Annotated in this window: 18 protein-coding genes; 9 read left to right on the top strand and 9 right to left on the bottom strand. The window is 52.8% G+C overall.

Features of this window, described 5'->3' with window-relative positions; genetic code table 11:
* Positions 1-88 precede the first annotated feature (88 nt).
* From mnmE to rpmH, 5 genes are all read right to left on the bottom strand, one after another.
* Positions 89-1,447, bottom strand: a complete 1,359-nt coding sequence (gene mnmE / locus CHR62_RS15000; RefSeq protein WP_123661468.1) for a tRNA uridine-5-carboxymethylaminomethyl(34) synthesis GTPase MnmE — start codon at positions 1,445-1,447, stop codon at positions 89-91.
* A gap of 54 nt (positions 1,448-1,501) precedes the next feature.
* The gene (gene yidC / locus CHR62_RS14995) at positions 1,502-3,193 is read right to left on the bottom strand and encodes a membrane protein insertase YidC (RefSeq protein ID WP_123661467.1); all 1,692 of its coding nucleotides are present in this window, start codon (positions 3,191-3,193) and stop codon (positions 1,502-1,504) included.
* A 70-nt stretch (positions 3,194-3,263) separates the two neighbouring features.
* The gene (gene yidD, locus CHR62_RS14990) at positions 3,264-3,503 is read right to left on the bottom strand and encodes a membrane protein insertion efficiency factor YidD (protein WP_093971514.1); all 240 of its coding nucleotides are present in this window, start codon (positions 3,501-3,503) and stop codon (positions 3,264-3,266) included.
* Positions 3,497-3,862, bottom strand: coding sequence for a ribonuclease P protein component (rnpA, locus tag CHR62_RS14985; RefSeq protein ID WP_123661466.1), 366 nt, complete (start codon positions 3,860-3,862; stop codon positions 3,497-3,499). Before rnpA ends, yidD begins: the two co-directional genes overlap by 7 nt.
* Before the next feature lie 40 nt (positions 3,863-3,902).
* Complete coding sequence (gene rpmH, locus CHR62_RS14980) at positions 3,903-4,037, bottom strand: 50S ribosomal protein L34 (RefSeq protein WP_093971516.1); 135 nt, start codon at positions 4,035-4,037, stop codon at positions 3,903-3,905.
* 187 nt (positions 4,038-4,224) lie between these two features.
* Here rpmH and dnaA point away from each other — a divergent pair, with 187 nt between their 5' ends.
* The 3 genes from dnaA to gyrB all read left to right on the top strand — a co-directional run bounded on the left by dnaA (position 4,225) and on the right by gyrB (position 9,345).
* Entirely contained in the window at positions 4,225-5,688 is a 1,464-nt protein-coding gene (dnaA, locus tag CHR62_RS14975) for a chromosomal replication initiator protein DnaA (protein ID WP_123661465.1), read from the top strand.
* A 2-nt stretch (positions 5,689-5,690) separates the two neighbouring features.
* The gene (dnaN, locus tag CHR62_RS14970; RefSeq protein ID WP_093971518.1) at positions 5,691-6,800 is read left to right on the top strand and encodes a DNA polymerase III subunit beta; all 1,110 of its coding nucleotides are present in this window, start codon (positions 5,691-5,693) and stop codon (positions 6,798-6,800) included.
* Positions 6,801-6,894: 94 nt separating this feature from the next.
* Positions 6,895-9,345 (top strand): DNA topoisomerase (ATP-hydrolyzing) subunit B, encoded by a 2,451-nt coding sequence (gyrB, locus tag CHR62_RS14965; RefSeq protein WP_123661464.1) that lies wholly within the window; start codon positions 6,895-6,897, stop codon positions 9,343-9,345.
* A gap of 280 nt (positions 9,346-9,625) precedes the next feature.
* Here the strand turns inward: gyrB and CHR62_RS14960 are convergent, their stop codons facing one another.
* From CHR62_RS14960 to CHR62_RS14945, 4 genes are read right to left on the bottom strand one after another with little or no spacing between them, the layout of a single operon-like run.
* Positions 9,626-11,053 carry a hypothetical protein gene (locus tag CHR62_RS14960; protein ID WP_123661463.1) on the bottom strand — a complete coding sequence of 476 codons (1,428 nt, stop codon included), beginning with the start codon at positions 11,051-11,053 and terminating at the stop codon, positions 9,626-9,628.
* Positions 11,050-12,735, bottom strand: coding sequence for a VPA1262 family N-terminal domain-containing protein (locus tag CHR62_RS14955; RefSeq protein ID WP_123661462.1), 1,686 nt, complete (start codon positions 12,733-12,735; stop codon positions 11,050-11,052). The genes CHR62_RS14960 and CHR62_RS14955 overlap by 4 nt, the downstream gene beginning before the upstream one ends.
* A 39-nt stretch (positions 12,736-12,774) precedes the next feature.
* Positions 12,775-13,500 (bottom strand): hypothetical protein, encoded by a 726-nt coding sequence (locus CHR62_RS14950; RefSeq protein WP_233575032.1) that lies wholly within the window; start codon positions 13,498-13,500, stop codon positions 12,775-12,777.
* Positions 13,490-15,184 carry an RNA-directed DNA polymerase gene (locus CHR62_RS14945; protein ID WP_123661461.1) on the bottom strand — a complete coding sequence of 565 codons (1,695 nt, stop codon included), beginning with the start codon at positions 15,182-15,184 and terminating at the stop codon, positions 13,490-13,492. Before CHR62_RS14945 ends, CHR62_RS14950 begins: the two co-directional genes overlap by 11 nt.
* Positions 15,185-15,924: 740 nt before the next feature.
* Between CHR62_RS14945 and CHR62_RS14940 the strand changes: the two genes are divergently transcribed.
* The 6 genes from CHR62_RS14940 to CHR62_RS14905 all read left to right on the top strand — a co-directional run bounded on the left by CHR62_RS14940 (position 15,925) and on the right by CHR62_RS14905 (position 24,193).
* On the top strand, positions 15,925-16,770 hold the full coding sequence (locus CHR62_RS14940) for a hypothetical protein (RefSeq protein ID WP_123661460.1): 846 nt from the start codon (positions 15,925-15,927) through the stop codon (positions 16,768-16,770).
* Positions 16,758-18,776: a Mu transposase C-terminal domain-containing protein gene (locus CHR62_RS14935; RefSeq protein ID WP_123661459.1), complete on the top strand. Its 2,019-nt coding sequence runs from the start codon at positions 16,758-16,760 to the stop codon at positions 18,774-18,776. Before CHR62_RS14940 ends, CHR62_RS14935 begins: the two co-directional genes overlap by 13 nt.
* On the top strand, positions 18,773-19,783 hold the full coding sequence (locus tag CHR62_RS14930; RefSeq protein WP_123661458.1) for a TniB family NTP-binding protein: 1,011 nt from the start codon (positions 18,773-18,775) through the stop codon (positions 19,781-19,783). The genes CHR62_RS14935 and CHR62_RS14930 overlap by 4 nt, the downstream gene beginning before the upstream one ends.
* A complete protein-coding gene (locus CHR62_RS14925; RefSeq protein ID WP_123661457.1) occupies positions 19,780-21,678 on the top strand; it encodes a TniQ family protein in 1,899 nt (632 codons plus the stop codon). The genes CHR62_RS14930 and CHR62_RS14925 overlap by 4 nt, the downstream gene beginning before the upstream one ends.
* 73 nt (positions 21,679-21,751) lie before the next feature.
* Positions 21,752-22,072, top strand: coding sequence for a helix-turn-helix domain-containing protein (locus CHR62_RS14920; protein ID WP_123661456.1), 321 nt, complete (start codon positions 21,752-21,754; stop codon positions 22,070-22,072).
* Positions 22,073-23,209: 1,137 nt separating this feature from the next.
* Positions 23,210-24,193 (top strand): GTPase, encoded by a 984-nt coding sequence (locus CHR62_RS14905; RefSeq protein WP_123661454.1) that lies wholly within the window; start codon positions 23,210-23,212, stop codon positions 24,191-24,193.
* The last annotated feature ends 833 nt before the right edge of the window (positions 24,194-25,026 follow it).

The following is a 25,026-nucleotide window of genomic DNA, read 5'->3' as shown; positions in this document are numbered from 1 at the left end:
ACTACTTTTTAGTACGAAATGCGTTGCGCCTGCGCCACTCAGATGAATCCGGCTTTTATAGCCGGATTTTTTATTGGCTCGGCGTAAATTACTTCCCAATACAAAAACTCGAAAAGATTTCACCTAAGAGATCGTCGCTGGTGAACTGGCCGGTGATGCTGCAGAGGGCTTCGTGGGCGAGCCTGAGCTCTTCGGCGAACAGGTCTAGAACGCTGTCGTTGTGTTGCGCATGGCGTGCGGCGAGGTCGATGTGTTCGGCTGCAAGCTTTAAGGCTTTAACGTGGCGTTCACGGGCCAGCCAGGGTGATTCTGATGTGGGCTTCCAGCCGGCGATGTCCAGCAGGCGTTGGCGCAGTTGGTCTAGCCCGTCGCCTGTTTTGGCCGAGATGTACAGCACCGAATCAGAAGACGCGGGTTTGCCCGGGGCAAGATCAAGCTTATTGAATACTTTAAGCACCGGGGTGCGTGCCGGCAAGCGGCGGGTGATGTCGATGTCTAGTGGATTTTCTTCTGCGCGGATGTCTTGCAGATGAATAATGACATTGGCCTTTTCGATTTCGGCCCAGCTGCGCTCAATACCAATGCGTTCGACGGTGTCGTCGGTTTCGCGCAGGCCGGCCGTGTCGATAATATGAATAGGCACGCCCTGGATATGAATTTGCTGCACGACCTTGTCGCGGGTGGTTCCCGCCACCGGCGTGACGATGGCAACCTCGTCGCCGGCCAGGGCGTTAAGCAAACTGGATTTACCCACATTGGGTTGGCCGGCCAGCACCACGTGCAGGCCTTCGCGCAAGATCATGCCCTGCCCGGCCTGGCGCAGCAGGTGGTCCAGGTCGGCCTGCAGGCTATGTAGTTGTTCGCGTGCCTGGTACTTCTCAAGGAACTCGATTTCTTCTTCGGGGAAGTCGAGCGTGGCTTCGACCAGCATGCGCAGATGCACAATACGGTCGTCCAGTTCATGTACCTGTTGCGAAAAAGCGCCGCTGAGCGAGGCCATGGCGCTGCGGGCTGCCGCTTCGGAAGAGGCCTCGATCAAGTCGGCTACGGCCTCTGCCTGCGCCAGGTCGAGACGTTCGTTAAGGAAGGCACGGTGAGTGAACTCGCCCGGTTCGGCGTGCCTTAGACCAAATTGGGCTCCGGCTTCAAGGCAGCGGTCGAGCAGGCGCCGCAGTACCGCGGGTCCGCCATGGCCTTGCAGCTCAAGAACATCTTCGCCGGTATATGAGTGGGGGGCGGGAAAGTACAGCACGATGCCCTTGTCGATGGGCTGGCCGTGCTGGTCGTCGAAGCTGAGATAGTGCGCGTGGCGTGGCTTTAACGGCGTACTGAATAACTGGCTGATCAGCGGCGCCAGGTTCCGGCCTGAAACCCGGATGACGCCAATACCGCCTTGCCCGGGCGCGGTGGCAATGGCGACGATGGGTTCGTGAGCGTGTGCAACCATAGTAAAACCTGCCGGCCAATAGACTTGCCGGGCCTCTGGGGCCCGGCAATAAGGTTAGCGATGTGCTTTTGCCTTTTTAGTTTCCTGATCGAGCTTGTGCATGATGTACCGTTGCTGAGCGATAGAGATCGCGTTATTCACAACCCAGTACAGCACCAGACCGGCGGGGAAGAAGAACATCATGCCGCCGAACACCAGAGGCATCAGCATCATGATGCGGGCTTGCATTGGGTCGGGTGGCGTTGGGTTCAGTTTAATTTGCAGGAACATGGTCGCCATCATGATGGCGGGCAAGATAAACCACGGATCGCGCGCTGCCAAGTCGTGAATCCAGAGGATCCAGGGGGCGCCGCGCATTTCGACGCTGCCCAGCAACACCCAGTACAAGGCGATGAACACCGGAATCTGGATCACCATGGGCAAGCAGCCGCCCAGCGGGTTGATTTTTTCGGTGCGGTACATCTCCATCATGGCCTGGTTCAGTTTGGCGCGGTCGTCGCCAAATTTTTCACGCAGGGCCTGAAGGCGCGGTGTGACCTGCTTCATTTTGGCCATCGAGCGGTAGCTGGCAGCAGACAGGGGGTAGAACACCAGTTTGATCAGGATGGTGAGGACGACGATTGTCCAGCCCCAGTTACCCAGGAAGCTGTGCAGCCAGGTCATGAGCTTGAACAACGGCTTCGAAATGATGGTCAGGAAACCGTAGTCGACCACGACGTCGAGCCCGGGGGCAACGGCTTGCATGGCGTCTTGGTCTTGCGGACCAACCCACAATTGCGATGTGACCGATACGGTGTCGCCTGGCGCAACGGTTGCAGTCGGTTCGATGCTACGGATGGCATACAGGTTGTTGTCGACGCGCAAGGCCTCGTTGTAACGGGTTTTGCCTTCAGTGGGTATCCAGGCGCTGGCAAAGTAATGCTGCACCATGGCAATCCAGCCGTCATCGGCCTGCTTGATGTAAGTGGCTTTGTTTTTGTCGATGTTAGAGAAGGTGATCTTTTGGTACTTCTCTTCTTGCGAATAGACCGCAGGGCCGGTAAATGTGTTGTAGAAGAACGAGGTGTCTGGTGGGTCGTTGCCGTCGCGCGTGAGCTGCAAGTAAACCGATGGCGTTACAGCTGCTGCGCCAGTGTTCTGGATGTCGTGCTTGACGTGGATGTTGTAGCTACCGCGTTCAAGGGTATAGGTTTTGGTGACTTTGACGCCGTCGGATTCGGCTTCGAAGACGACATCAAGGCGGTCGCCGGTCAGGGTCTTTTCAGACGAAACCAGGCGGAATGGGGTGAGGTGCGTAGGAAAGCTTTGACCGGCCGGCGCCCCGACGACGCCTGTTTGCGCGACATAGAAAGAATTGGGTTTGTTGTCGAGTAGCACCATTGGGCCGCTGGTATTGTCAAACCCGTCAAATTTCGACAGCTCGGCTTTAACCAGTTGGGCGCCTACTGTGTCGAAAGTCAGCTTGTAGACATCGGTTGTGATGTCGACTTTCTCGCCGGCGGGTAAAGCGCTGCCTGAAGAATCGGGGACGTTTTCGTTGGTGCCGGGCGCGGCTGGGGCACCGGCTGGAACGCCTGCCTGAGCGGCGTCGGCCGAGGCTGCGGCTGTTTGGGCGGGTTCGCTTTGTGTCGTAGCGGGCGCACCGGTAAACAGCGATGGCATGCCATTATGCACTTGCCAGTTGTTCCAGAGCAGCAAGAGCGAAAACGAGAATATGATCCAGAGGAGGGTGCGTCGGATATCCATAGCGCCTGTTCGTAGGTTAAAGCACAAAAGCTTGCTAGTTTAACGTAGCCTGCCTGAATGATCTTTTAGATTAATGGTTTGAGTGGCCATGCCCATGCCCGGGAACGGGATCGTGTCCGCCCTGGCACCACGGGTTGCAGCGCCCAATTCGTCTTGCGCCCAGCCACAGGCCCTTTAGTACCCCATGGGTTTCAATGGCCTGAATGGTGTAAACCGAGCATGTGGGTGTAAACCGGCAACTGTTGCCCACCCAAGGGCTTAAAAAATACCGATAGAAACGGATGGGCGCGATGACAATGGCTTTCAGCATCGGGCGGCTCGTTCCAGCAGGGTATCGACTTCGACTCGAACTTGTTTTTTAAGTTCGGTTAATGAAGCAGGCGCCACTTTACTGTGCAACCGGAAGACAAAATCTTTGGGTGGAAGATGTTGACGTTTTAGCCGAAACGCTTCGCGAATGACGCGTTTGATAGCGTTACGCGTAACCGCTTGTGCGGCATAGCGTTTTGCAATAATGAGCCCGAGTCGCGCACCATTTTCGTTGGTGGTTGCTTCGCGGGGCGTATTTAAAACAAGCATAGCCCCTCGGGCAACACGTTTGCCCTTTAGGACAAGCGCGAATTCGGAGGGGCGGTGCAGGCGCGCCGCCGGTGTGAACGTGGCACGCATCGGGAGCTGGCAGGGGCCGTTTGTGGCCGAGGGCGTTGCCTTAGACAGCCAGACGCTTGCGACCCTTGGCGCGGCGAGCATTAAGTACGGCGCGACCACCACGGGTTTTCATGCGAACGAGAAAGCCGTGAGTACGCTTGCGACGGGTAACAGAAGGTTGGAAAGTGCGTTTCATGGCGCTATGCCTTTGGTTGTGCCTTGGTTAAGACTTTGTTAAAAAATTCTGGGAAAGCCTGCTATTTCACCAAATTATGTATGAATAGTCAAGTGCTTAGCGTAATTACGCATGGTCTGTTACGACCGCCCTTGTGGATAACTTGTCCACCAACAGGGTAGAATCGAGGTTTACTGAAGTGGTGCACATGAAAGATTTTTGGCAATCCTGCATTCAACGCCTAGAGCAAGACCTACCCCCGCAACAGATCAGTGCCTGGATACGCCCGCTTGTACCGGTCGCGTACGACGAGGCCAGTGCTGTGTTGCGCGTGGCAGCGCCTAATCGCTTTAAGCTTGATTGGGTGCGCAAAAACTTTTCGCATCAAATCGAATCGCTCGCTACCGAATGGTTCGACAAGCCCGTGCAAGTGTCGTTTGAATTGGCCACAACAGCCAACGGTGCGGCGCGCACCCCTGCTGCGGGCCCGGCCAGTATGGCGGGGGGGGGCGTCACGCCGCCGGCAGCACCATCCGCTAGCCATGGCACACCACAGGCTGTGTCGGCGTCAAATGGGCGATCGGTCAATGCGCCTTCGTTGTCACCGGCGGTGGTTGCTGCCAACGCTGCTGCCGATATTGCCTACGATCGCTCCAGCCTGAATACCGACCTGACCTTCGATAACTTCGTCACAGGTAAAGCTAACCAGTTGGCGCGCGCCGCTGCCATCCAGGTCGCACAAAACCCTGGTGTGTCTTATAACCCGCTGTTCTTGTACGGCGGTGTCGGTTTGGGTAAAACCCACCTTATTCACGCCATTGGTAATGCGCTGCTTAAAGACAACAGCTCTGCCCGGGTGCGCTATGTGCATGCTGACCAGTATGTGTCTGACGTCGTCAAGGCCTACCAGCGCAAAGCCTTCGATGAGTTCAAGCGTTATTACCATTCTCTCGATTTGCTGTTGATCGACGATATCCAATTCTTTGCCGGTAAAAACCGGACACAAGAAGAGTTCTTCTATGCGTTTGAAGCCATGGTGGCCAAGCGCAAGCAAATCATTATTACGTCAGACACCTACCCGAAAGAGCTGGCTAATATCGATAGCCGTCTTATCTCTCGTTTTGATTCCGGCTTGACGGTAGCCATCGAGCCTCCAGAGCTTGAAATGCGCGTGGCTATTTTGTTGCGCAAGGCCGAGACCGAACACGTCACCATGCCCGAAGAGGTCGCGTTCTTTATTGCCAAGCATTTGCGTAGCAACGTGCGCGAGCTTGAAGGCGCGTTGCGCAAGGTGTTGGCATATGCGCGCTTTCATGGCCGCGAAGTGCTTACTGTAGAAGTATGTAAAGAAGCCCTTAAAGATTTGCTGTCGGTGTCAAATGGGCAAATCACCGTCGAAAATATTCAGAAGACTGTGGCCGACTTTTATAAGATCAAAGTGGCTGACATGTATTCAAAACGTCGACCGGCTAATATTGCCATGCCGCGCCAGGTGGCCATGTATTTGGCTAAAGAACTGACTCAAAAAAGCTTGCCCGAAATCGGCGATCTTTTCGGGGGCCGGGATCACACCACGGTGCTGCACGCTGTACGTAAAATTTCCGATGCACGGTCAAAAAATTCCGAGCTGAACCACGCCTTACATGTATTAGAACAAACCTTAAAAGGATAACCATGCAACTCGTACAAACGACTCGCGATGCGTTGTTGAAGCCGCTTTCGACGGTAGCCGGCATTGTTGAACGGCGCAACACCATGCCTATTCTTGCCAACGTGCTGTTGCGCAAAAACGGGAATCAGGTTTCGTTTCTGGCCACCGACCTGGAAGTACAGATTACGACTCATGCCGACTTTGGTGTGGGTGACGAGACTGAGTCGACGACAGTTGCGGCACGCAAGTTAATGGATATTTTGCGTGCCCTGCCCGATGCCAACGACGTCAAACTGGCGCTTAGCGCCGGCAAGCTATCCATTCAGTCGGGTAAAAGTCGTTTTGCGTTGCAAACCTTGCCTGCAGGCGATTACCCCACGGTATCGCAGCCCGAAGCCTGGGACGTCTCTTTTTCGTTGCCGCAAAAAACACTCAAGCATTTGTTCAACATGGTGCACTTCGCCATGGCGCAACAAGATATCCGGTATTACCTTAACGGCTTGTTGTTTGTATTCGAGCCGGGCCTGGTGCGTACCGTAGCTACCGATGGCCACCGTTTGGCGCACTGTGCCGCAGCGGTCGAAGGCATCGAGCAAAAGCACGACGTGATTGTGCCGCGTAAAACCGTGCTTGAAATGCAGCGGTTGCTTGGCGAGGTCGATGACCTGGTGCAAGTCGACGTCGCATCGGGCCAAATCCGGTTCCGCTTTGGTGATGTTGAGCTTATTTCCAAGCTGGTCGAAGGCAAGTTCCCCGACTTTACGCGCGTCATTCCTACAACGTATACGCGTCATTTCCAGATCCGCCGCGAAGCGCTTCAAGGCAGTTTGCAACGCGCCGCCATTCTGACCACCGACAAGCTCAAGGGTGTGCGTGTTCAGTTGGGCGATAACGTGCTTAAAGTGTCCTCAACCAATGCCGAGCAGGAAGAGGCCCAGGAAGAAATCGATATCGATTACGGGCACGAGGCGCTCGACGTGGGCTTTAACGTCAGCTATTTGCTCGATGTGTTGTCCAATGTAAAAACCGAAGAAGTACGTTGGTCGGTTCAACCCGATCCAAACTCCTCGGCCCTTATTACCTTGCCCGATGACGACCAGTTCAAGTATGTCGTCATGCCCATGCGCATTTAAGCGCTGGCCGTTGCCCGCCCGTTGTCGCGACGCTGGCGCACACGTTGTGCCCGTCGCGGCGATTGCCCGATTTATATAAGGTTTAAAACTCGTTATGTCAGATCAAGTCAGCCAAACCCCTGAAAATGGTTACGGTGCCGAATCCATCAAGATGCTCAAGGGCCTCGAGGCCGTGCGCAAGCGCCCAGGCATGTACATTGGCGACACATCCGACGGCACCGGTTTGCACCATATGGTCTTCGAGGTTGTCGATAACGCCATCGACGAAGCCCTGGCCGGGTATTGCGATGACATCATCGTAACGATCCATGCCGACAACAGTATTTCGGTGTGCGATAACGGCCGCGGTATTCCGACCGATATCCATAAAGACGACGAGTTCGGCCGAAGCGCGGCCGAGATCGTCATGACCGAGCTGCACGCGGGCGGCAAATTTGACCACAACTCGTACAAGGTATCGGGGGGGTTGCACGGCGTTGGCGTGTCGTGTGTGAACGCGCTGTCCGAGTGGTTGCGCCTGACGATTTGGCGTAACGGCGAAACGCACGAGATGGAATTCCGTCGTGGCGAACGCGTTGAGCCTTTGCACATTACGGGCGCGGCAAATCAAACGGGTACGCGCGTTCAATTTTTGGCCGACGAAACCATTTTCGAGAACATTGAGTACCACTACGATATCCTGGCCAAGCGTCTGCGTGAACTTTCGTTCCTGAACAATGGCGTGAAGGTTCGTTTAATTGACGAGCGTCAGGGTAAAGAAGAAAACTTTGCGTTCTCGGGTGGCGTTAAAGGCTTTGTCGAATACATCAACCGCACCAAAACGGTGTTGCATGCCAATGTGTTTTCGGTCAGTACCGAATCACAAGTCGCCGATGTGTCGATTGGCGTCGACGTGGCCATGCAATGGAACGACAGCTACACCGAAACCGTGCTGTGCTTTACGAACAATATCCCGCAGCGCGACGGCGGTACCCACTTAACGGGTTTACGCGCAGCCATGACGCGGGTGCTGAATAAATACATTGCCGATAACGAGCTGGCCAAGAAGGCTAAGGTCGATACCACTGGCGACGATATGCGTGAAGGCCTGGCTTGCGTGTTGTCGGTGAAAGTGCCCGACCCGAAATTCAGCAGCCAGACCAAAGACAAGCTGGTGTCCAGCGAAGTGCGCCCTGCCGTTGAAGAGGCGGTAGCCCGCACGCTGGAAACCTGGCTGCTTGAAAACCCGAACGACGCCAAGGCGCTGTGCAACAAAATTATTGACGCCGCTCGTGCACGCGACGCTGCGCGTAAAGCCCGCGAAATGACGCGCCGCAAGAGCGTACTTGAGGGTGCCGGCTTGCCTGGCAAGCTGGCCGATTGCCAGGAAAAAGACCCGGCGCTGAGCGAAATTTATATCGTCGAGGGTGACTCGGCGGGCGGTTCGGCCAAGCAAGGTCGCGATCGCAAGTTCCAGGCAATTTTGCCGTTGCGCGGCAAGGTGCTGAACGTTGAAAAGGCGCGCTTCGACCGTCTGATTGCCAGCGATTCAATTACAACGTTGATTACGGCGTTGGGTACCAGTATTGGGCCCGACTTCAACATCGAAAAATTGCGTTATCACCGCATCATCATCATGACCGACGCGGACGTTGACGGCGCGCACATTCGTACGTTGTTGCTGACGTTGTTGTATCGTCAGATGCCGGCACTGATCGAGCATGGCTATGTTTATATTGCGCAGCCGCCTTTGTACAAGGTTAAACAGGGCCGCGACGAGCGCTATCTGAAAGATGATCACGAAGAAGCGCAATACATGATGGAAGTGGCGCTGAAGGATGCTTCAGTGGTGCCTTCAGAGGGTGCCGCCCCCTTGGTGGGTGAAACGCTGGCCGAATTGGTACGTCAGTACATCTTGGCCGATGCGGTGATTAACCGTCTGGGCCGTACGGTAGATGTTGAGGCGCTGTCAGCTATGGCCGAGGGCATTGAGCTGCACCTTGAAGACGAGGTGGCGGCCAGGTCGTCTGCCGAGCGGTTGCAGGCAGCAATTGATAACCCTGCGTTGCCCGGCAATGTGACGGTGGTGGCCGAGCAGGTTGAAGAAGGTGCGCCATGGCGTTTGGTATTGCGTCGCATGCACCATGGCAATGTGCGGGTATCGGTGTTTGACCGCACGTTTGTGCGTGGCGCCGATTACGCCGTGCTGGCGAAAGCCGCCAAGACGTTTGTTGGCCTGATGGGGCGGGGCGCGATGGTAGCGCGCGGCGAGGGCGAGAAGCGCAAAGAGAAGTATGTGTCTGACTTCCGCGAGGCTGTCCTGTGGTTGCGTAGCGAGGCCGAGCGTTCGGTAAGCAAGCAGCGTTATAAGGGTCTGGGCGAGATGAACCCACAGCAGTTGTGGGAGACGACGATGGATCCGAAGGTGCGTCGCTTGTGGCGTGTGCAGATCGACGACGCAATTGCGGCCGACGAGGTGTTTACGACCCTGATGGGCGATAACGTTGAGCCGCGTCGCGAGTTTATTGAAACGCATGCGCTGCAGGCAGGGAATATTGATACTTGATTTTTTGTTGGTTTTGGGAATAGTTGGCCAGGTGTTGTGAGATAAGTTGGCCACTCTGTTTCTGATGTAAAAAGCAGTCTACTTTTTAGTAGCTGCTTTTTTTTCGTGAGTTGTACCTATTTGGCTTGAATAGCTGGCAGAGCTCAGTCAGAAGCTGTATTGCGCTGAAATGGAGTCTATTGGCGGATACTCGCATGTATGTTGCCCTTGAAACCATCGTGAGCGCCATTCCATGATTCTTATCGCCAGCTTTGGCGTGTCAAATTTCCTCGTTACGCCACTAACTTGTAAGCGGCGCATTTATGTCGTGATAGCGATAACGCACTTCAGCATACTCACTATCTGGCTGTACCGGGGGTGGCAATGCGCTAGCAACGTCAGAGGCAAGGGTGCTGCCATGGCGAATTAGGCGCAATCTTGAAGCTAGACGATTGCGCTCCGTACAGAGCTCTAATTCGCTGGAAAACCAGCGTTGCTCGATATGAAGTATCGCGTCCTCGAGCTCGTGCTGCAGTGCCTCTCGTTGCGCTACCGACATGAGCGAGTAGTGCTTGGCCACTGGAAAGTCAAACGTGCAAACCTGGGGCGAGCTGAGGAAGAAATGCTCCTCGCAACTACCGTAGTCCCAGGCGTTCCAACGCTCAAAGGCCTCTAGCCAGATGGATTTCGCTTTTGTAGAACCAATCTTGCGTTCGACATTAGTAAGGATGTCGGCAACGGCCTCTGCAGCAGAGTTCCCAGATTTAGACAAAGCGAGCGCGAAAATGAACTCTTTCCAATGAGACTCGGTAAGTTTTGCCAAAGCCTCTGCCAAGGCTTGAGAATGTTCAGACCCTGTAGTAGGGTACGCATAGTTGGCTTCAAGCCAGCCTTTCCAGTGTGGCGTTTTGGCTACTTGCAGTAAGAGTTGCTCATGAACACCGACGGCGTTGGTTTCAGGGTAAATATCCTTCATACGCCCGAGCCACGACAAACTAATAAACTTGAACGTGACACTTTCAACTCGCAGAGCAAACTGCGGGGCGTTTGCATCTAACACCATGCAAATAAGAATATCCCAGAGAATGCTGTCGCGCGCTTTGATAAACCTAGCAAGTTGCTCGGGTTTGAGCTTCCAGAGCAGGAAAACATACGTCCAGATGTCCGCGCGAAACTTAGGTTGAAGAACACGCTGCGCCTGCTGCAGCATTTTAAAGTTGCCTGCTTTAACCCCGCGAGGTAGTTCTCGCAGCCATTGTTTGAACCGAGCATTCGAGCTTTCCGGAATTTGTTCAGTTTTTTGGAGCACTTCAACGAGAGTTAACGGAACATGACTGCTGCCGAGCTTGCTTGAGACGGCGCTCAGGCCTTCACACCCAACGTCCAGTAAGCTCAAGGCAGTTAGCAACACTTGAAAACGTTGGAGACTCCCACGCCCATTGGTGCTGATATCCGTTACGAGCAGAGTCCGCATTAGCCAACGAATCACTTGAGTCCAAGTCTCAAGTTCTTCAGGGTCCAGCTGATACGATTGGAAGACGAGCTGATTGCGCCAGGGGAACTCCGCGTCCAACGCTACCTCAAGCTCATCCACATTTAGTTGGTAGCTGTCACCTAGGGTTTCGAGCCTCTCAAGCACAGCCGCCACACTTACCGGCTGCCACGTTGGCCCCGGCTTTAAAGCTTGCTGAAATATGCGCCGTGCTAATGGAGGTGCATCGGGAGTCATTTGCCTGCCCTCCAGACCGCGTAGTGTTCCGTTTCGAGACGCTCCCAAAGCCCCAGAAACGCATTCTGTACCAACTCGCCGTTGCTAACCTTTTGTAGTATGTGGTGACTGGTACCGAGGCTGTTAACCGAGGTTCCGAGAGACCAGGCCAGAGCGCGACCATTCTCCTGAGGAAAGATTAGGAAGCGGTCGTGGAAACTTCCACCAGCTCCCCCTCGTTGTACTCGGAAGTCGAGTTTTAGCCCCATTTTGTTTCCACAATGGGCTTCAAGTATTTCGCGTTGTGTCTTTTTCCAGTTTGCCTGCGGTTGCTGGGTGGGAGGTGTGATGGAGGCAGTAACCGAGTTTTGGCAATTGCGCTTCTTCTTTTTTTTCGGCGTCCTGCCGCTAGAAAGCGCGCGGAGGTCCGAGTCCCTGTGAGGGTTGAAGAAGAGAGTCCGAAGCACATCTTCTGCATTCAGGAACGGGTCCCATAACCACGCACCCAATACTCCGTGCTTCTGCAGCAGCCAGTGAATGTCGGCAAGAGCTTCCTCGCGACCACGGCCTGTGAACATACCGTATTGGACAAACTCCTTGCGCTCTTGCAACTGACGGGAGGACAGCTTGAAGATGCGTTCAGAGCTCCAGGGTTCACGCGGTCGTTCGGCTGAACTACCCACGAAGTAGGGTTTATCAATACCTTTCAGCGTCACCTTTTCCACTGCATCAGGTTGCGAGCCTTTGACTGGAATCGAAAACTCCCTCTTGGGTTCATGAGGGTCATCGGTGCTTGTCACATGCATCGAAATCGCCGCCATAAGAATGAACGTCTGTACCGGACTGACGCCGAGGAGAACCTCGTTTTCGTCATCCCAGATATGGGTTCGGGCACCGCCCCCGGGAGAGCGCAGCTTGAAAGTCGAGTCGTCCGGCGTTATGGGAGGTAACCCGACGGTCTTGGAGTCGAAGGCATCCACTGTCGAGTCGCCATAGATTTCGCAGGATATTCGCAGTGGCCGGGGCGTTGCCCTCTCGTGCCAAGCCACTCGGATAATTTGGTCTCCTATAGGCGAGCTGCGAACCTCCGTCGAGATGACGGTGACTGGTAGCTGGATAGCAATGTTTCCAAGTCGGTCGGACAGGCCGTCAATGTCCATGAAAGTAACGGAGTGCACCTTTTGCGACAGCTCCGTTAGCAGGCGCGAATCTTGTAGCAAGAAGCGTGCGGCTTCCTTACTGGTGTCGAACAGCTCCAGTACGTGCGAACCCTCGTAGAAATTGTTCTTCAGCACGCCGTTCCATGGATGTGGGTCATTGAAGTCGGTATGGACGAACTGCGGCACCACGGCTTCGAGCTTGCCAACCTTTAGGGGCTTCGGTCCGGTCTGCCATTCGCCGTTTTGGGCGAAGCGCTCTATTACGTCTAAAAGAAAATGGATGGACACACGGCTCCTGAAGACGCCAAACTTGTATTCGCTACCCTTCAGTTCAATACGTTTCGGAGTAAGGCACTCGGGTTTTCCCGAGCCTTGTGGCGGTAAACCAGGCTCGGCTACGATGAGACTGAAGAAGTTGGTCGCAGTGCCATCTTTTTTAAAGCCAATAATCTCGGTGACTTCAAAGCTTTCGAAAAAGCCTATGAGGCCTGGTTTCAGCAGCCGGTTTAGCTCGTTGATGAGATGCCGTGTTGTCCATTTCATTGCCACTCCTAATTGCTAACCTGCTGCTGCCGTCTCGATTTATCGCGCCAGCCTTGAACCAACGAGTGATAGGAAAAGCTGCAAAATATCAACCTTTGTTCTACCGCTGCTAAGGGTGCTGAGATATTCCTTAAAATTCATCGTCACCATTTGCCCGCTTCTTGGATTCAAAAGGATAAAGTCTTCCCATTCTTCGCCTCGCCCTTCGATGGCTGCTGCATAGCTCAATAGCCAGTAAATAGCGACTTGACGGTAATCCGCTGCAGAGAAAGACTTCGCCGAGCACTTGACCTCAATGAGGGTTCTCCCTAAAGCGAAATCACCATATCCGTTCCCAATCCATTCTAGGCCGGGAATCGGAGGCCTCGCGACAACCTTGAGTCCCAGTTTTCTACTTAAATTATTGAGGATTTTTGCAAGGTTCGAACCGACTACTTCGGCTACCGTTTGGTCGGGAAGCTCCAATTTCTCTGGTAGCTTAGCGTCGAAATAGACGCGCTGGCGTTGTAGCGTTTCCCGAAAACAATACGTCCAGTCAATGCTTGTGGGATTTTTAAGCAGGCTCTCACCGACGGTATATGCCAGTTCAAACAGCATCGCGCGTTGTAGCTGTGATTTTGCGAGCAGGTCCGGTGAAATTAGACGTATCGGACAGCGCTGAGCCGAAGCATTGAAGAGACCAACTATGCTTGGCGTTAGCTGCGGAAATACTTCATCGAGTACGCCCGGTATCTCGCGTGCGACTGTTCGTGGGTCAATCTGCATTTGCAAAGGTCTCTGCCCAGTCTAAGTACACCTCAGCAAACCCGGAGGCTGTGCAATGTGTATGCTCAGTCGACGCTCCCTTGCCTTCTGCCCCATCGTGCGGTAGCTCGATACCCAACGTCCAAGACTGCTCAACGGTTTTTCGCGCTTGCCACCGAGCTTTTTTTCCCTCATCGCCACAAGCAAATGAGAACAACCAGTACAAGCGCTGGCATTCAGGGGTAAGCCGCATCCAACCATTGCGCAAATAGTTAAACTGAGTTCTATCCTTCCACCTGCGCCAGCAATCGATGCAGGCGAGTCGCACCGCATTATGTTGACGATTCTCAAATAATTGAAGAACGAACTGGGCCCTGTCTGGCGTACGGGTGAAGCGCAGACAGCGGAGGTAATGTAGCAGGTTGGTATCAACCTTTAGTAGATGGTCAGAATGCTTTGGGATTCCGTCCAGCAGGCTATCAATGGTGTCATGAATAACTTGAAATTTAGCATCCCCACGAAGATTGGCAATGCCGCGCATGATAGTCGAGAAAGACGCACGGAATGCATGTAGGTTTTGCTTATTAAGCAAAGTGCTGACCAAATCAAGCGCGACCCCCGGCGTGTGCAAACGCATTGTCCTGCCAATCTGCGTAACGAGGAATGAATCTGGGAGTGCCTTTTCTAACTCACGGTTCAGCAGTCGGCGTACCTCTAGTGACTCAACCGTCTCACGCAGCGACTCATAGTCTTCCTCAGGGGAGTCCGAATAGGGGTCAAACTTTAAGTCAATGTTACGCAGCCTCGTAACTTCGTCGTCGTCATTACCGAGCTGTGCGTGTACATAATCACAGTAATGTTTGGATGACAGCAGCACAGTCTTTGACTTGTTAAGTGTTAACCCGCAGTCCATTAGGCAGTGAGCGAGAGCAGCTAGCGCACGATAAGCCTCGGTGGTGTCAGACGCGACGAGAACGTAATCGTCGACATAGCGGTGCCATTGCACACGGCGCATAGTCAGCGCGTCATCAACCCGATTCAAAAACAGCTCGGCAAGTATGCGTGCCCCTTGACCACCGATGGGTAATCCAAAGGAGCGACCAGCAGAAAACTTGCTAAGGAGGGCATTGACCTGACTAGAGACCTTAGCACCTTCACCATCCAGCTCGCTGATAATGTTTTCTATGTAGTGGTGGGAGATATGTTCGTAGAAGCTGGAGATGTCTGTCTGGACAATGATGGAGCCATTTCCGGCTTGCTCAGCCTGAGCGACTGTTGCTTCTTTAAAAGCACGCCATGACCGTCGGTCGTCGAACAGTCGCGTGCCACCATCTGGCAAGAAACGATAAGAGTGGGCGTTATCTGACCGCTTCGGCTCCAGAACCTCGGCAATGGCAATGCCGAGCCCGTTCAGGTAAATATTCCAAAAGGGATGGATTTTTGTCACTACACGAAAGCCAGTAGGCCCTGACGGTGCCACTAACCTCTCACTGTAGATACTTAGTGACGCAATTCTGTCGTGATTGGCTTTCAGTGCTTCTTTACTGCTTAACTCCTGGTAAAAACCATATGCGATATAAGCGAGTGCGTCGGCCTTATCTCCACAAAACCGGACATCAAGGTCGAATGGGAGGGTGTCGTTATCGCCGTGTTTGGCTATCTCACAGGCTGCGCGTTTGAAATGACGTAATTCAGGCTTGACCAATTTACAGTTTCCTCAGTCCATCGCCACGCGCGCACTTAAAAATTGTTCTTAAACTGCATCGCCAATACATGGCCTTCCAACATCTTGCCGCCGTCTGTCTAGCATAGGTTGTACCACCAGGGTTCAGAATGCCTTCGTGCGGTTCATTGCTGCAGTGTGGGATAGCGCTTGGCCCTTGAAGTAGTTGAGTTTGTGTCACAGCGTAACATTAACCCCTTGCCAAGGCCATCGTCTTCGAGTAGCCTGTCCGGAATGAAGTAGTAATTCTTTGAATTTACTGGTTATTTTTACAGCATTGAGTCCTAGAAGCCTGGGAAGATGCCCTTTTTATGAGAGGGTATGTATAGGGCGCGGAGGACAAAATGCTGTCGATACGTGGTGTTGCAGTTTTAAATTGCAGTGTTCGCTTCGAGCCGTCCAGCTCGCTTAGCCCCCTGTCCGGCTCGCAATTGCTTTGCGACAGCCGTACCCTCTCTTCCCCCCATGCTTATGCCTTGTGTCCTTCGACGCGACTGCTTGCCCGTCGGTGGCAGCAGCCCGGTAGCGCATCGGCAGCAAGTAACCTAAAAGCTAGCCAGGATTTAAATTTAAATTCGCGGTCACCTTCGGCTTTCGAAATTTTCCTATACGAGCCTCAAGCACTTAATTCCTTGAGGTCATCGTGAATTCATACCCAAAAGCCCCAGGGCGCTGCGCCCTGCACTCCACCCCGCGCGATTTTCTGCCATGGGAGCTATCTCATGGCCTATAAGCTGACGACCGACCCGTTGGGGCCAACGCGGCAGCTTGGCCGCCGTGGCGCGCTGAAACAGGCTACTTTCTTGCAACTCAAGAAGAGCCCCGAGTTGCTGACCGTAGAGAGCGCTTTTGAGGTGCTTCTCGCGAAACTCGCCGACCTGTCTAACGCCGTTACGCTCATCGACTACCAGCCCTTTACGATTGATGTCGCCAACGAGCGCGTGCTGCTGACGCATTCCCAATTGCAAGCACATCGCCAAAAGCTACGAGAGGCGGGAATGCGGGGAGTGTTCTACACCCCGGATTTGCGTTTTCGATGGCGGGCTGCGAAGGGGCATGCAGATGAGGTCTTGGAAGCTAAAGATGCGGCTTGGGTACCAACCCTAGGCGACGCGTATGCCGATAAATTGCTACGCACCCGGACGTTGTTGGCACTGCGCGGCATCCAGTTCAGCCTATACGAAGCCGGAGTGACCGAGATGTACCAATGGTCGCTGGTTTCGACGGTTAACAAACTGCACGCCTTGATGCTCCGTCGTCAGGATGCGATGAACACGTTCAGCCCAGATTATCTGCAGTATCTCGAGTACCGAGATGCCTTTCTTGATGTCGTTCGCGCGAATCCGGCCGTCTCTCTGGGACAGTTATCTGCTCGGTTCAATGTAACGCTGTGGGCAACATGGCACTTACTCATTGATGAGCTGGTCAGCGTTGACCTCTGGTCTGCGCCGCTAGGGCCGAACACCAGCGTTGTCGATGCGTGTAATGCCCCCGATGAGCCGGGCCTATTCCGACGTGCGATGCTCGCGATGCGTAACACTTCTTGGGAGGTGTCATGCGGGGACTGACCGAACTCAAGGAGGGACACGTTTTCGTCCGAGATAACGAGCGATTCTTCGTCGTCGACATTAATCGACCACTGAATCAAGTCGTTCTACAGAATGTCCGCACCGAGAAGCGTGATTACGTTGAACTACCTCATTTATATCAAGCTGTTGCCGATGGTCGGTTGACGTATGTACAGAGCGCCACAGGCCAGGCAGCGGATGCGCCGGTAGTGGCGTTGACGGATACGGTGCTATCCGAGCTTTCAAAAGCAGAGTTTTCGTTCCGTCTGCGTGCTGTTAAGGAAGTTGAGCGCTTGCTCTCAGAAGGGCATCCAGCATGCCAAGCATATGAACAATGTAGTTATTTGGAGCCTGAGCCGTCTAGTGCAACTGTACGTTGTGCCAGCGCTCGCACAGTTCGGCGCTGGTATTCCCAATACCGAAGGAAAGGCCAGCAAGCCCTGGTGCCGGGTCACAGCCGCAAAGGACGCACGAAATCGGAACTTACCCTCGTCCAGGAAGAGCTCATTCGAAAAGTCGTGCACGACAACAGCGAGAAAGCCCACCTGAGCATCAAAGACCTATGTACGAAAACGAATCTGCAATTGACCATGCAGTCGTCAGACCCGAACGCCATTCGGCCAATTTCGTATGCTCGTGTGCGTAGCGTTGTTGTTGGCTTGCCCTGGGTTGTGCGCCATGCCCACAAGTTCGAGCCCAAGCTACGCCGCGCCATTACGAGCTTCGGCGTTGACAGCTATAAGGTGCAATGGCCGTTCGAGCGTGTCGAGATGGATTACTGCAAGCTTCCTGTAATTGCTCTCTTTGGGAAATCAGGCAAGCCTGTCGAGGTTTGGTCGTCGGTAGCCATTGATGTTGCTACCGGGCACCTGCTTGCCGCTGAAGTATTTACGCGTCCGCCTAATGGCACTGACGCACTGCAAACATTTCAGCGTGCCTGCTACGGCATGGAAGAAGCTGAATTCGAACGTGCCGCAATCAAGAATCGACTACGCGTTACAGGGGCCATTAGCGAAGTGGTTGTCGACAATGGCTCAGAGTTCCGCAATGGCTCCTTCACACAACTAGCAACCCTGGGCGTCAAAGTAACGTTCGCTCCTTCGTATTCGCCCTACCGAAAGCCTTTCGTGGAACGGGCGATTGGGGCACTCAAGGCGTTTGTCGGCAGTCTGCCGGGTTCGACAGTCAACCACGCGGACCGAAGTGTTACGGACCCAGAACAAGGGGTTCATCACGCCTGCGTTACGGTTGATGACCTCCAGGCCTATATCAACGGCTTTATCTTTGATGACTACGCTTTGCGCACCATAGGTCGCCATGCAATTACCACTTGTTTGCTCGGCGAGTCTGCTGGTTTGACGCCCACGGACCGCATGACATCAAAGCTCGCAAGCTTTACGCCTGCACCGCCACCTTCGCAAGAAGCCTTCCGCCTAGCGCGTATGGTACGTCACCAGCGAAGCTTGCAGAAAGCGGGTATCGAGTTTGAAACCCTGCATTACTCCAGTGCAGAGCTTCGTGACCTCTATAACGAAATCGGCGTCAGCACGCGCTCGCGGGTTGTGCCCGACAAGCTTGATATCTATGTTGACCCGATTGATGTGCGGACTATCCACGTCGTGCATCCGATAACGAAACAGCGTTTGCCTGCACACCTGAAGTATGACTTGCCGTTTGCGATGACATACGAGCATTTCCGGGAGGCTCGAGACTTTGCCCGCAGCCATTTCAAATCTGAATCCTCGATGGCCATCACTCAAGCCTTCCACATAAGGGTAATGGGTGCCGTGGAGGAGCTTGAGCGTGATGCAAAATCTTCTCGTACCGCCAAAAAAGCAAGGCGTTCAAGCGCGGCGTTTATCGAAAAAGCAAAAGCCGCAACAAGCCAGCCATCCCTAGAACAGACAGCGATTCAGCCTGAGGTTCCAGCGCTGCCGCTACTTCAGCCAACGTTAGCGATTAGCTCCCTTAAGCCGGCGCAACGCCATCGGAGGCCAGGAAAATGATGGGCGCCGATAAATTGCACACTCTGCAGTCGCTGAAGCAGTGCCTCGAAGAGGATTTTTATCATCACTTTTATGAGCGACATTACACGTGGTTGAGGGAGTTAGTGCTCAGTAAGGTTCGTTCCGGCTCTGATGTGCGCGAGGTTCTAATGTTCTTAGGCCCTGCAAGGGTAGGCAAAACGCGGATACTCGATGCTCTGAACCGTGAGTTTGGTGAGACTCGACATAGCGGTTCTGGTCGCAGCAAAGACCTCGTTTACGTGCGAGTGCCAGAAGGTGGCGCTGCAGGTTCCATACTTACAGCAGTGCTACGCGCGATGGGTGAGCCGTATCAAGCAGCGACCAAACTAGATGAGCTTAGAAATCGTGTTCGCCAACGATTTCTGAGTACCGGAATAAAAGTCGCCATTTTTGATGAGATTCAGCACACGGTTGAAGAAGGACGTAAAACGGCGGTCCGAGCGGCATCGGATTTCATCAAGGGGCTGATTGAGGAGAACCCCCAGGTAACTTTCATTTTCTCCGGAATTCCTTTGGCTGCTCGATTGCGTGAAGAGAATCCTCAATTGCGTGGGCGGTGCGATAAACCCGCTTATTTTCTTCCTTATTGTTGGCAGGACGCACACGAGCGCGAGTGTTTTGCCAGCGGTGCTTTGGCTGTGTATCAAACGGTGGCAGGTGCAATGGAAAATCGACAAGTCGATGCCATCAGGTTTATTCAAGCCTGCTATCTGCTAGGAGGTGGCACGTTTGGCTTCGTACTCAATTTTGTACGCAGCTTGGCTAACGCTTTGGAACAAGACTCGCAAGCTATTTACCTAAAGCAGGAACATCTAGCCAGTGCGTTCGATAAGAACTCACGCGACACCGATTATTACGTGAACCCTTTTGCGACAGTTGACCAAATTTCCGAAGAAATGCTGATTCAGGCATGGCGGGTCGTTATGCATGAGCATGGCTTACAGCGATATATTTCCCCAGGGTTGCTCGTTGGAGGAAAAGCATGACGAGCGTTTTTAAAGTCATCCCAATTGAGGCCGATGAGTCGCTTGTTTGCTACCTTTTGCGCTTGGCGACATCTGAATCGGTTGCAGGTATTGGTGGTCTTGTCAGGCATATGGGCATTGGCCCGAGTAACGCATCGTTGAACAAGAACATCGAAAAACTTGCGGCGTTCACGAAACAGCCATTGGAGGCGCTAAAGGCGGGGCGGGTGTGTTTGCAGCCCTCGCATCCAGTGTTACGCGAAAAGTTTGCTCGTATGAGCAGCAACCCATTTTGCCCACATTGTGTCAGGCAGAACGGTTACTTTTGTAGCGCCTGGCGACATGGCTTAGTCACAGCCTGTACGAAGCATCGTTGTCAGTTGGTCGAGTCGTGTCCGGCTTGTCATAGACGCGTGGATTTTGCACGAGGTAATGCGTTCTTTTGCGACTGCGGCCAGGAACTTTCCGCCATCGATGCTCCCGAAGCGGATTCGGGTGCTCTTTGGGTGTCGGGGCGCATTGCTAGTTCAGACCACATCGAACAGGGTTGGCCAAATTTCGGTCATGCAAAAGCTGAACAATGGCAGACATTTGACGAGCTGATTTTTCTTTTTGGTAGCTATAACCAACCGATAGCTGAAGAGGTTATGCAGCCACGGCGCTCTGGGAAATTTCATTCGATAGCAGAAGCCAACGAGTTTCTCAAAGCTGCGTGTGCAAATTTTGAGAATTTTCCGGATTCATTTGAGCACGAGGTCGGTCGTCGTTTAGAGCGTGGTGATAGGGGTAAGGCAGGTCTTGCGAATCGTCTTGGGTATTGGTTTAGGGCTTTTCGTAGCCTAACTGATGGGGCATATCCCGAACTGCGGGAAGCCTTTGCTCGTAGCGTTGCACAAAACTTCGATGGACACGACTCGAAGAACCCTTGGATACATGAGTTGGCGCCTTCTGGCCGCTTTAGCATAACTGAGGCAGCCAAGCGTCTTGGAGTGAAATCCTCCCGGTTGCGTGTGATGCTGGCAAACATGCCTGGAGCAGAGCCTTTACGAGAACACACGTTCAACACTGTGGCTCAAGAGCAAGTCGAAGCCCTGAGAGAACATTTGAATTCAGCGTTCAATCTATCAGAAGTCCTGGAAACCACCGGATTGGCGGAGTCGGTACTGCGGCAGTTCATTCGTGTGGGTCTTTTACCAAAGCGGGAAAGACCCGAGTGGGATTTAAATACGCATAAGCCTTTTGACGTGGCCGATGTTCAGGCTATGCAGCGAGTCCTCTTTGGATTTATTGAGCACGAGCCGCGGGATGACTCCCAGACCATTAGCATCAATGATGTGAACAAGCGAATTGCGACAAACAAAGTTGTTGTAGAGGAGCTGTTCGAGAAAATCGCTGATGGCACCCTGAAAGCCCTCAATGTCGAAACCCCAAAGTGTCTTGGTGATTTACTGTACGACCGCGATGAGATTAAGCAGGTCATTGGCAATGCGCATGACCTAGCGATGATGACTGCCGAACAACTGTCACGCATGACTGGGTGGAAGTCCGAAAGTATCCGGCATTGGATAAAAATCGGGTTGCTTGCTGGGCAAGAAGGACAACTGCGTGGGCGACCGGCTTACTGGGTTTCGACGGGTTCGTTTCATGCTTTCATGCGCGACTACAAAGTAATCAGTGAGTTGGCCGTGCAATTGGGAACTAGCGCCAAGGCGTTGAGCGAAAGACTGCGAAAGTTGGGTGTGCCGATTTTCGGAGCAATGCCGGTTGCGCCCGGGGTAACGCGTGGCGGCCTCGTTGCATTAAAAGATGTGTTAGGTAGCGGGCTGTACCAGTCTCAGGTTCAGTTGTTCAGTCACAGTGCGCAGGAGGCAGCGGACGAGCCAACTCAAATTGAGTACGCAGTTGTCCAAGGCTAATGGTGTGAATGTAGTTCATCTGGATTTTGGTCTGGCCAGCTTTTAGTTTGCCGGCGTTTCTTTGGGAGTAAATATGGCGCCGTTCCTCGATACCCTGGTTGCAGCAAGAAAATCCCGTGGATGGACGCAGAGCCAGCTCGCTCAACGAGCAATGTTAAGTCGAACGGCTGTGCAGAGAGCGGAGTCGGGTGCCTCGGACCCGCAGTGGTCGACGTTATATGAGATGGCCCGCGCGCTTGGGTTGGAGTTGATGGCTGTTCCGACGCCTTTGCGTCAGGAGCTAGAGCATTTTGTTCAAGCCGGAGGTCGATGCTTGGGGCACCCCCCAGGGGTCAGCGCCCCATTGTCAATCGTCGATGAAATTTTAGCGGGGGAATTTAACCGCAAGCGGTGACTATTGGCCAAGGTCAGAGTGCACCGAGCAATCTTTCTCGAACATTGCTTGTGCTCGCGAGCTGATGTCCGGATACTCGTTTGGTATCTCGAACTTGCCTTTTACGATGCCGACGCGTTTAGAGGATTTGGCGGGCACAAGCTTCGCTACTGGGCGTCAGTCTTCAACGATGATGGCCTCATCCTCCCTCCCTCCCTCCCGAGTTCGAGGTTTCACATCAGCTCGTCAAGCAACGGAGCTGCATCAGCTATATCTCTATGGTTCGTATGGTGCCCCCTGTTGATTACGAGCAGCTCATCAGTCTCAACACTTTCCTTGCCCATACCGCAGTGGACCATACGCCCTTGATGTCTAGTGTCTTTTGGAGTCATGGCTGTCTTACGCTGACAAGCCTATCAGCTTCTGGCAGAATTGGTACTGTAAAAAATAGCAATAGCCCTTTCCAGTACTAATGTCGTCACACTGAGCGAGGCATGGTCTGAGGGATACTACTTGCTCATTTGACCTTCTCCGCTTGAGGGACAGTATGGCAAAGCTAAATGAACCCTACAGAATGATTGTGGTTGAAAGCTTCGTTCCTGCGAACACGTCAGGTTTACATGGAAGTGTGCATATTCGTCCTGTCGCCGGACAAGACATACCCACCACTTTGCACGTTGAGTGCTCAAAAAGGTTGTCGGTGGATTATCCAGTAGGAACGAAGTTTCGGCTTCGTGCGAAATTGACAGACCGTGAAGGTGGAGGGGAGTATCTTTATAGCTACCCCCGATGGCCAGTAGAAGTCTTAACCTGAGTGGTTGAGGGTTAGTTATCTCAAAGTCCCGTGAATTTTTTTCGTGCTGGCATGCCCATGCTCCAGCATGTTGAGGACCATAGACCATGGTATTGCGTTTTTCACCAGTGGTGATTAGTGCCCTGTTGTTGGTGCAGGGGTGCTCGTATACGAATCAACCAAATATTGTCGAGTCGGGCTCTGAAGTCGGAGGCACTGGTGACTTGGGTTTTAGTCATTTTTGCGTTTAAAGATTGAAAGTTCTGGATGAGAGTGAACTGCTTATGAAATAAATCTAGAGCTTCGGTGTAAGTTATATGCTTTTTAATATTTTCGAGTTTAATAAATAAAATAGTTGAGTTGAAATGATAAAAGACGCTGAATATATGTCCGTAATAGCCTGCACTGCTTGTGGGAAAAAGCTAAGAGTTCCTGATAATCGTGGTTGTATTGAAATAAAATGTCCACACTGTGGTCACCTTGATGAGCTGGAAGAAGAGGAGATACATCTTAAGGGTGGGAAAAAACTGAGCCAGGATAAGATAAGAAAAATAATAGAAAAAAGAGTAAAAAAGCTAAAAGGGTACGTGCCTCGTGTCGGTGTTTTCGGTGTAACCGGTGTGGGGAAATCCTCGCTCTGTAACGCTCTTTTTGGGTCTGATGTTGCAGAGATTAGTGATATTTCGGCTTGTACTCGTGCGCCTCAAGAAATATATCTAAGCTCTGAAGACGACTCATCCGGCATTATTCTCATAGATGTACCCGGGGTAGGTGAGACGACTGAGCGAGATGCAGAGTATTTCGAGTTATACCGAAATCTTGCGCCTACGCTTGACTTAATTATTTGGGTTATTAAAGCGGACGATAGAGCTTATTCCATCTCCCAGAAAGCGTACAAGGAGATACTTAAGCCAAATATAGAGAAATGTCCGGTGCTCTTTGTAATAAATCAGGTCGACAAATTGCCGCCGTTACGTGATTGGGATGAGGTAGAAGGAAAGCCAGGCGATGAAAAACAAGAAAGTATTAAGAAAAAAATAATAGAAATACGGGATACTTTCGGTACGTCAGAATTTAATGTAGTTCCCGCCTCAGTAGAGGAAAAATACAATTTACCAGAGATTATTTCTAGGGTTGTCGACATCTTGCCAGATGAGAAGAAGTATTCTTTTGCCCGAGAGGCAAAGGAAGAGCTAAGGTCTGAGGAGGTAAATTTAAAGGCTGAACAGGGAGTGTGGGATTCGGTTAAAAAATGGTGTGGTGAAATCTGGGAAGAGCATCAAGAAGCTATTTTGGAAGGAGTGAAAACAGTAGCCCTCTCCCTCATAAGCAGAGTCTTTAAACGGTAAGTGGTTCTCAGCGAGTTAGCCAATCCACTTGATACAAGCAAAAAATATCTTAGTGAGTGCTTACGAAAACTAGGCGTACTTATTGGGACGTGTCAGGTGACTCCGGGTGTGCATCGTGGAGATTGTGTTGGGCGGTTAACTCGGGAATGAGTCATCTCTGGGGCTTGCAAACCGGCAAGATGGGCTGTCGCTATTGGTGATAGGCCTTTTTTGCGTCTTGATTCAAAGCTTTGGATGAGAGTGAAAATCTTATAGTTTGAGTGCTACTTCTGTGAGCCAGGAAGTGGCCGAGTTTTCTATAACTTTTGGCCAACTATTTCTCGCATAGACTGGGTAAAGTGGATTGTAAATCAGAGAGGCCTGTGGCCAATTATTTTGAAAGCCAACATTTTGTAGGGCTTTTTTAGGTCCTGGGTAAATCTTTCGTTTTGCTAGTTTGGCTTGAGGTTGGAAGCGGCTCCTTTTGGGGCCGTTTTCTTTTTGGGCGGCTGAGGTGCGTTGTTAAGTTGGTGTTGGATATGCGCGGGTGTAATGGTTTGCGCTGCGCCGTCGTGGCCTGGGCAGGCCCGGCGGGACATCGCACGGCCCTTCGGGCTACCCGGCAAACGCACACTGGCCGGGGCGTGCGCGAAACTCGCCGGCTCGACCCGGTGGGTCGAAAACGCCGGCTCAAACAGTCGCGCACTTGCACCCCCGGTATTTGTCAAACAAGATGTCCGATATTTCATGCAGCAAACTTTAATTTTCCCGCCGTTTCGCCATCGACCTTTGCTGGGTTTAACCAGACTTCACTGACATGATGCCACGCACGCGTTTGACGACTCTTCCATCGA

The organism is Pusillimonas sp. NJUB218 (assembly GCF_003788685.1).
In the GTDB taxonomy this organism is placed as follows: Bacteria; Pseudomonadota; Gammaproteobacteria; order Burkholderiales; family Burkholderiaceae_B; genus Neopusillimonas.
Note: the sequence above shows the minus strand (reverse complement) of the source record. Positions and strands in the feature narration are given on the sequence as shown.

Excerpts from the sequence above, each read along its gene's own strand:
- mnmE (WP_123661468.1), bottom strand. The coding sequence starts at position 1,447 with ATGGTTGCACACGCTCACGAACCCATCGTCGCCATTGCCACCGCGCCC.
- yidC (WP_123661467.1), bottom strand. The coding sequence starts at position 3,193 with ATGGATATCCGACGCACCCTCCTCTGGATCATATTCTCGTTTTCGCTC.
- yidD (WP_093971514.1), bottom strand. The coding sequence starts at position 3,503 with ATGCTGAAAGCCATTGTCATCGCGCCCATCCGTTTCTATCGGTATTTT.
- rnpA (WP_123661466.1), bottom strand. The coding sequence starts at position 3,862 with ATGCGTGCCACGTTCACACCGGCGGCGCGCCTGCACCGCCCCTCCGAA.
- rpmH (WP_093971516.1), bottom strand. The coding sequence starts at position 4,037 with ATGAAACGCACTTTCCAACCTTCTGTTACCCGTCGCAAGCGTACTCAC.
- dnaA (WP_123661465.1), top strand. The coding sequence starts at position 4,225 with ATGAAAGATTTTTGGCAATCCTGCATTCAACGCCTAGAGCAAGACCTA.
- dnaN (WP_093971518.1), top strand. The coding sequence starts at position 5,691 with ATGCAACTCGTACAAACGACTCGCGATGCGTTGTTGAAGCCGCTTTCG.
- gyrB (WP_123661464.1), top strand. The coding sequence starts at position 6,895 with ATGTCAGATCAAGTCAGCCAAACCCCTGAAAATGGTTACGGTGCCGAA.
- CHR62_RS14960 (WP_123661463.1), bottom strand. The coding sequence starts at position 11,053 with ATGACTCCCGATGCACCTCCATTAGCACGGCGCATATTTCAGCAAGCT.
- CHR62_RS14955 (WP_123661462.1), bottom strand. The coding sequence starts at position 12,735 with ATGAAATGGACAACACGGCATCTCATCAACGAGCTAAACCGGCTGCTG.
- CHR62_RS14950 (WP_233575032.1), bottom strand. The coding sequence starts at position 13,500 with ATGCAGATTGACCCACGAACAGTCGCACGCGAGATACCGGGCGTACTC.
- CHR62_RS14940 (WP_123661460.1), top strand. The coding sequence starts at position 15,925 with ATGGCCTATAAGCTGACGACCGACCCGTTGGGGCCAACGCGGCAGCTT.
- CHR62_RS14935 (WP_123661459.1), top strand. The coding sequence starts at position 16,758 with ATGCGGGGACTGACCGAACTCAAGGAGGGACACGTTTTCGTCCGAGAT.
- CHR62_RS14930 (WP_123661458.1), top strand. The coding sequence starts at position 18,773 with ATGATGGGCGCCGATAAATTGCACACTCTGCAGTCGCTGAAGCAGTGC.
- CHR62_RS14925 (WP_123661457.1), top strand. The coding sequence starts at position 19,780 with ATGACGAGCGTTTTTAAAGTCATCCCAATTGAGGCCGATGAGTCGCTT.
- CHR62_RS14920 (WP_123661456.1), top strand. The coding sequence starts at position 21,752 with ATGGCGCCGTTCCTCGATACCCTGGTTGCAGCAAGAAAATCCCGTGGA.
- CHR62_RS14905 (WP_123661454.1), top strand. The coding sequence starts at position 23,210 with ATGATAAAAGACGCTGAATATATGTCCGTAATAGCCTGCACTGCTTGT.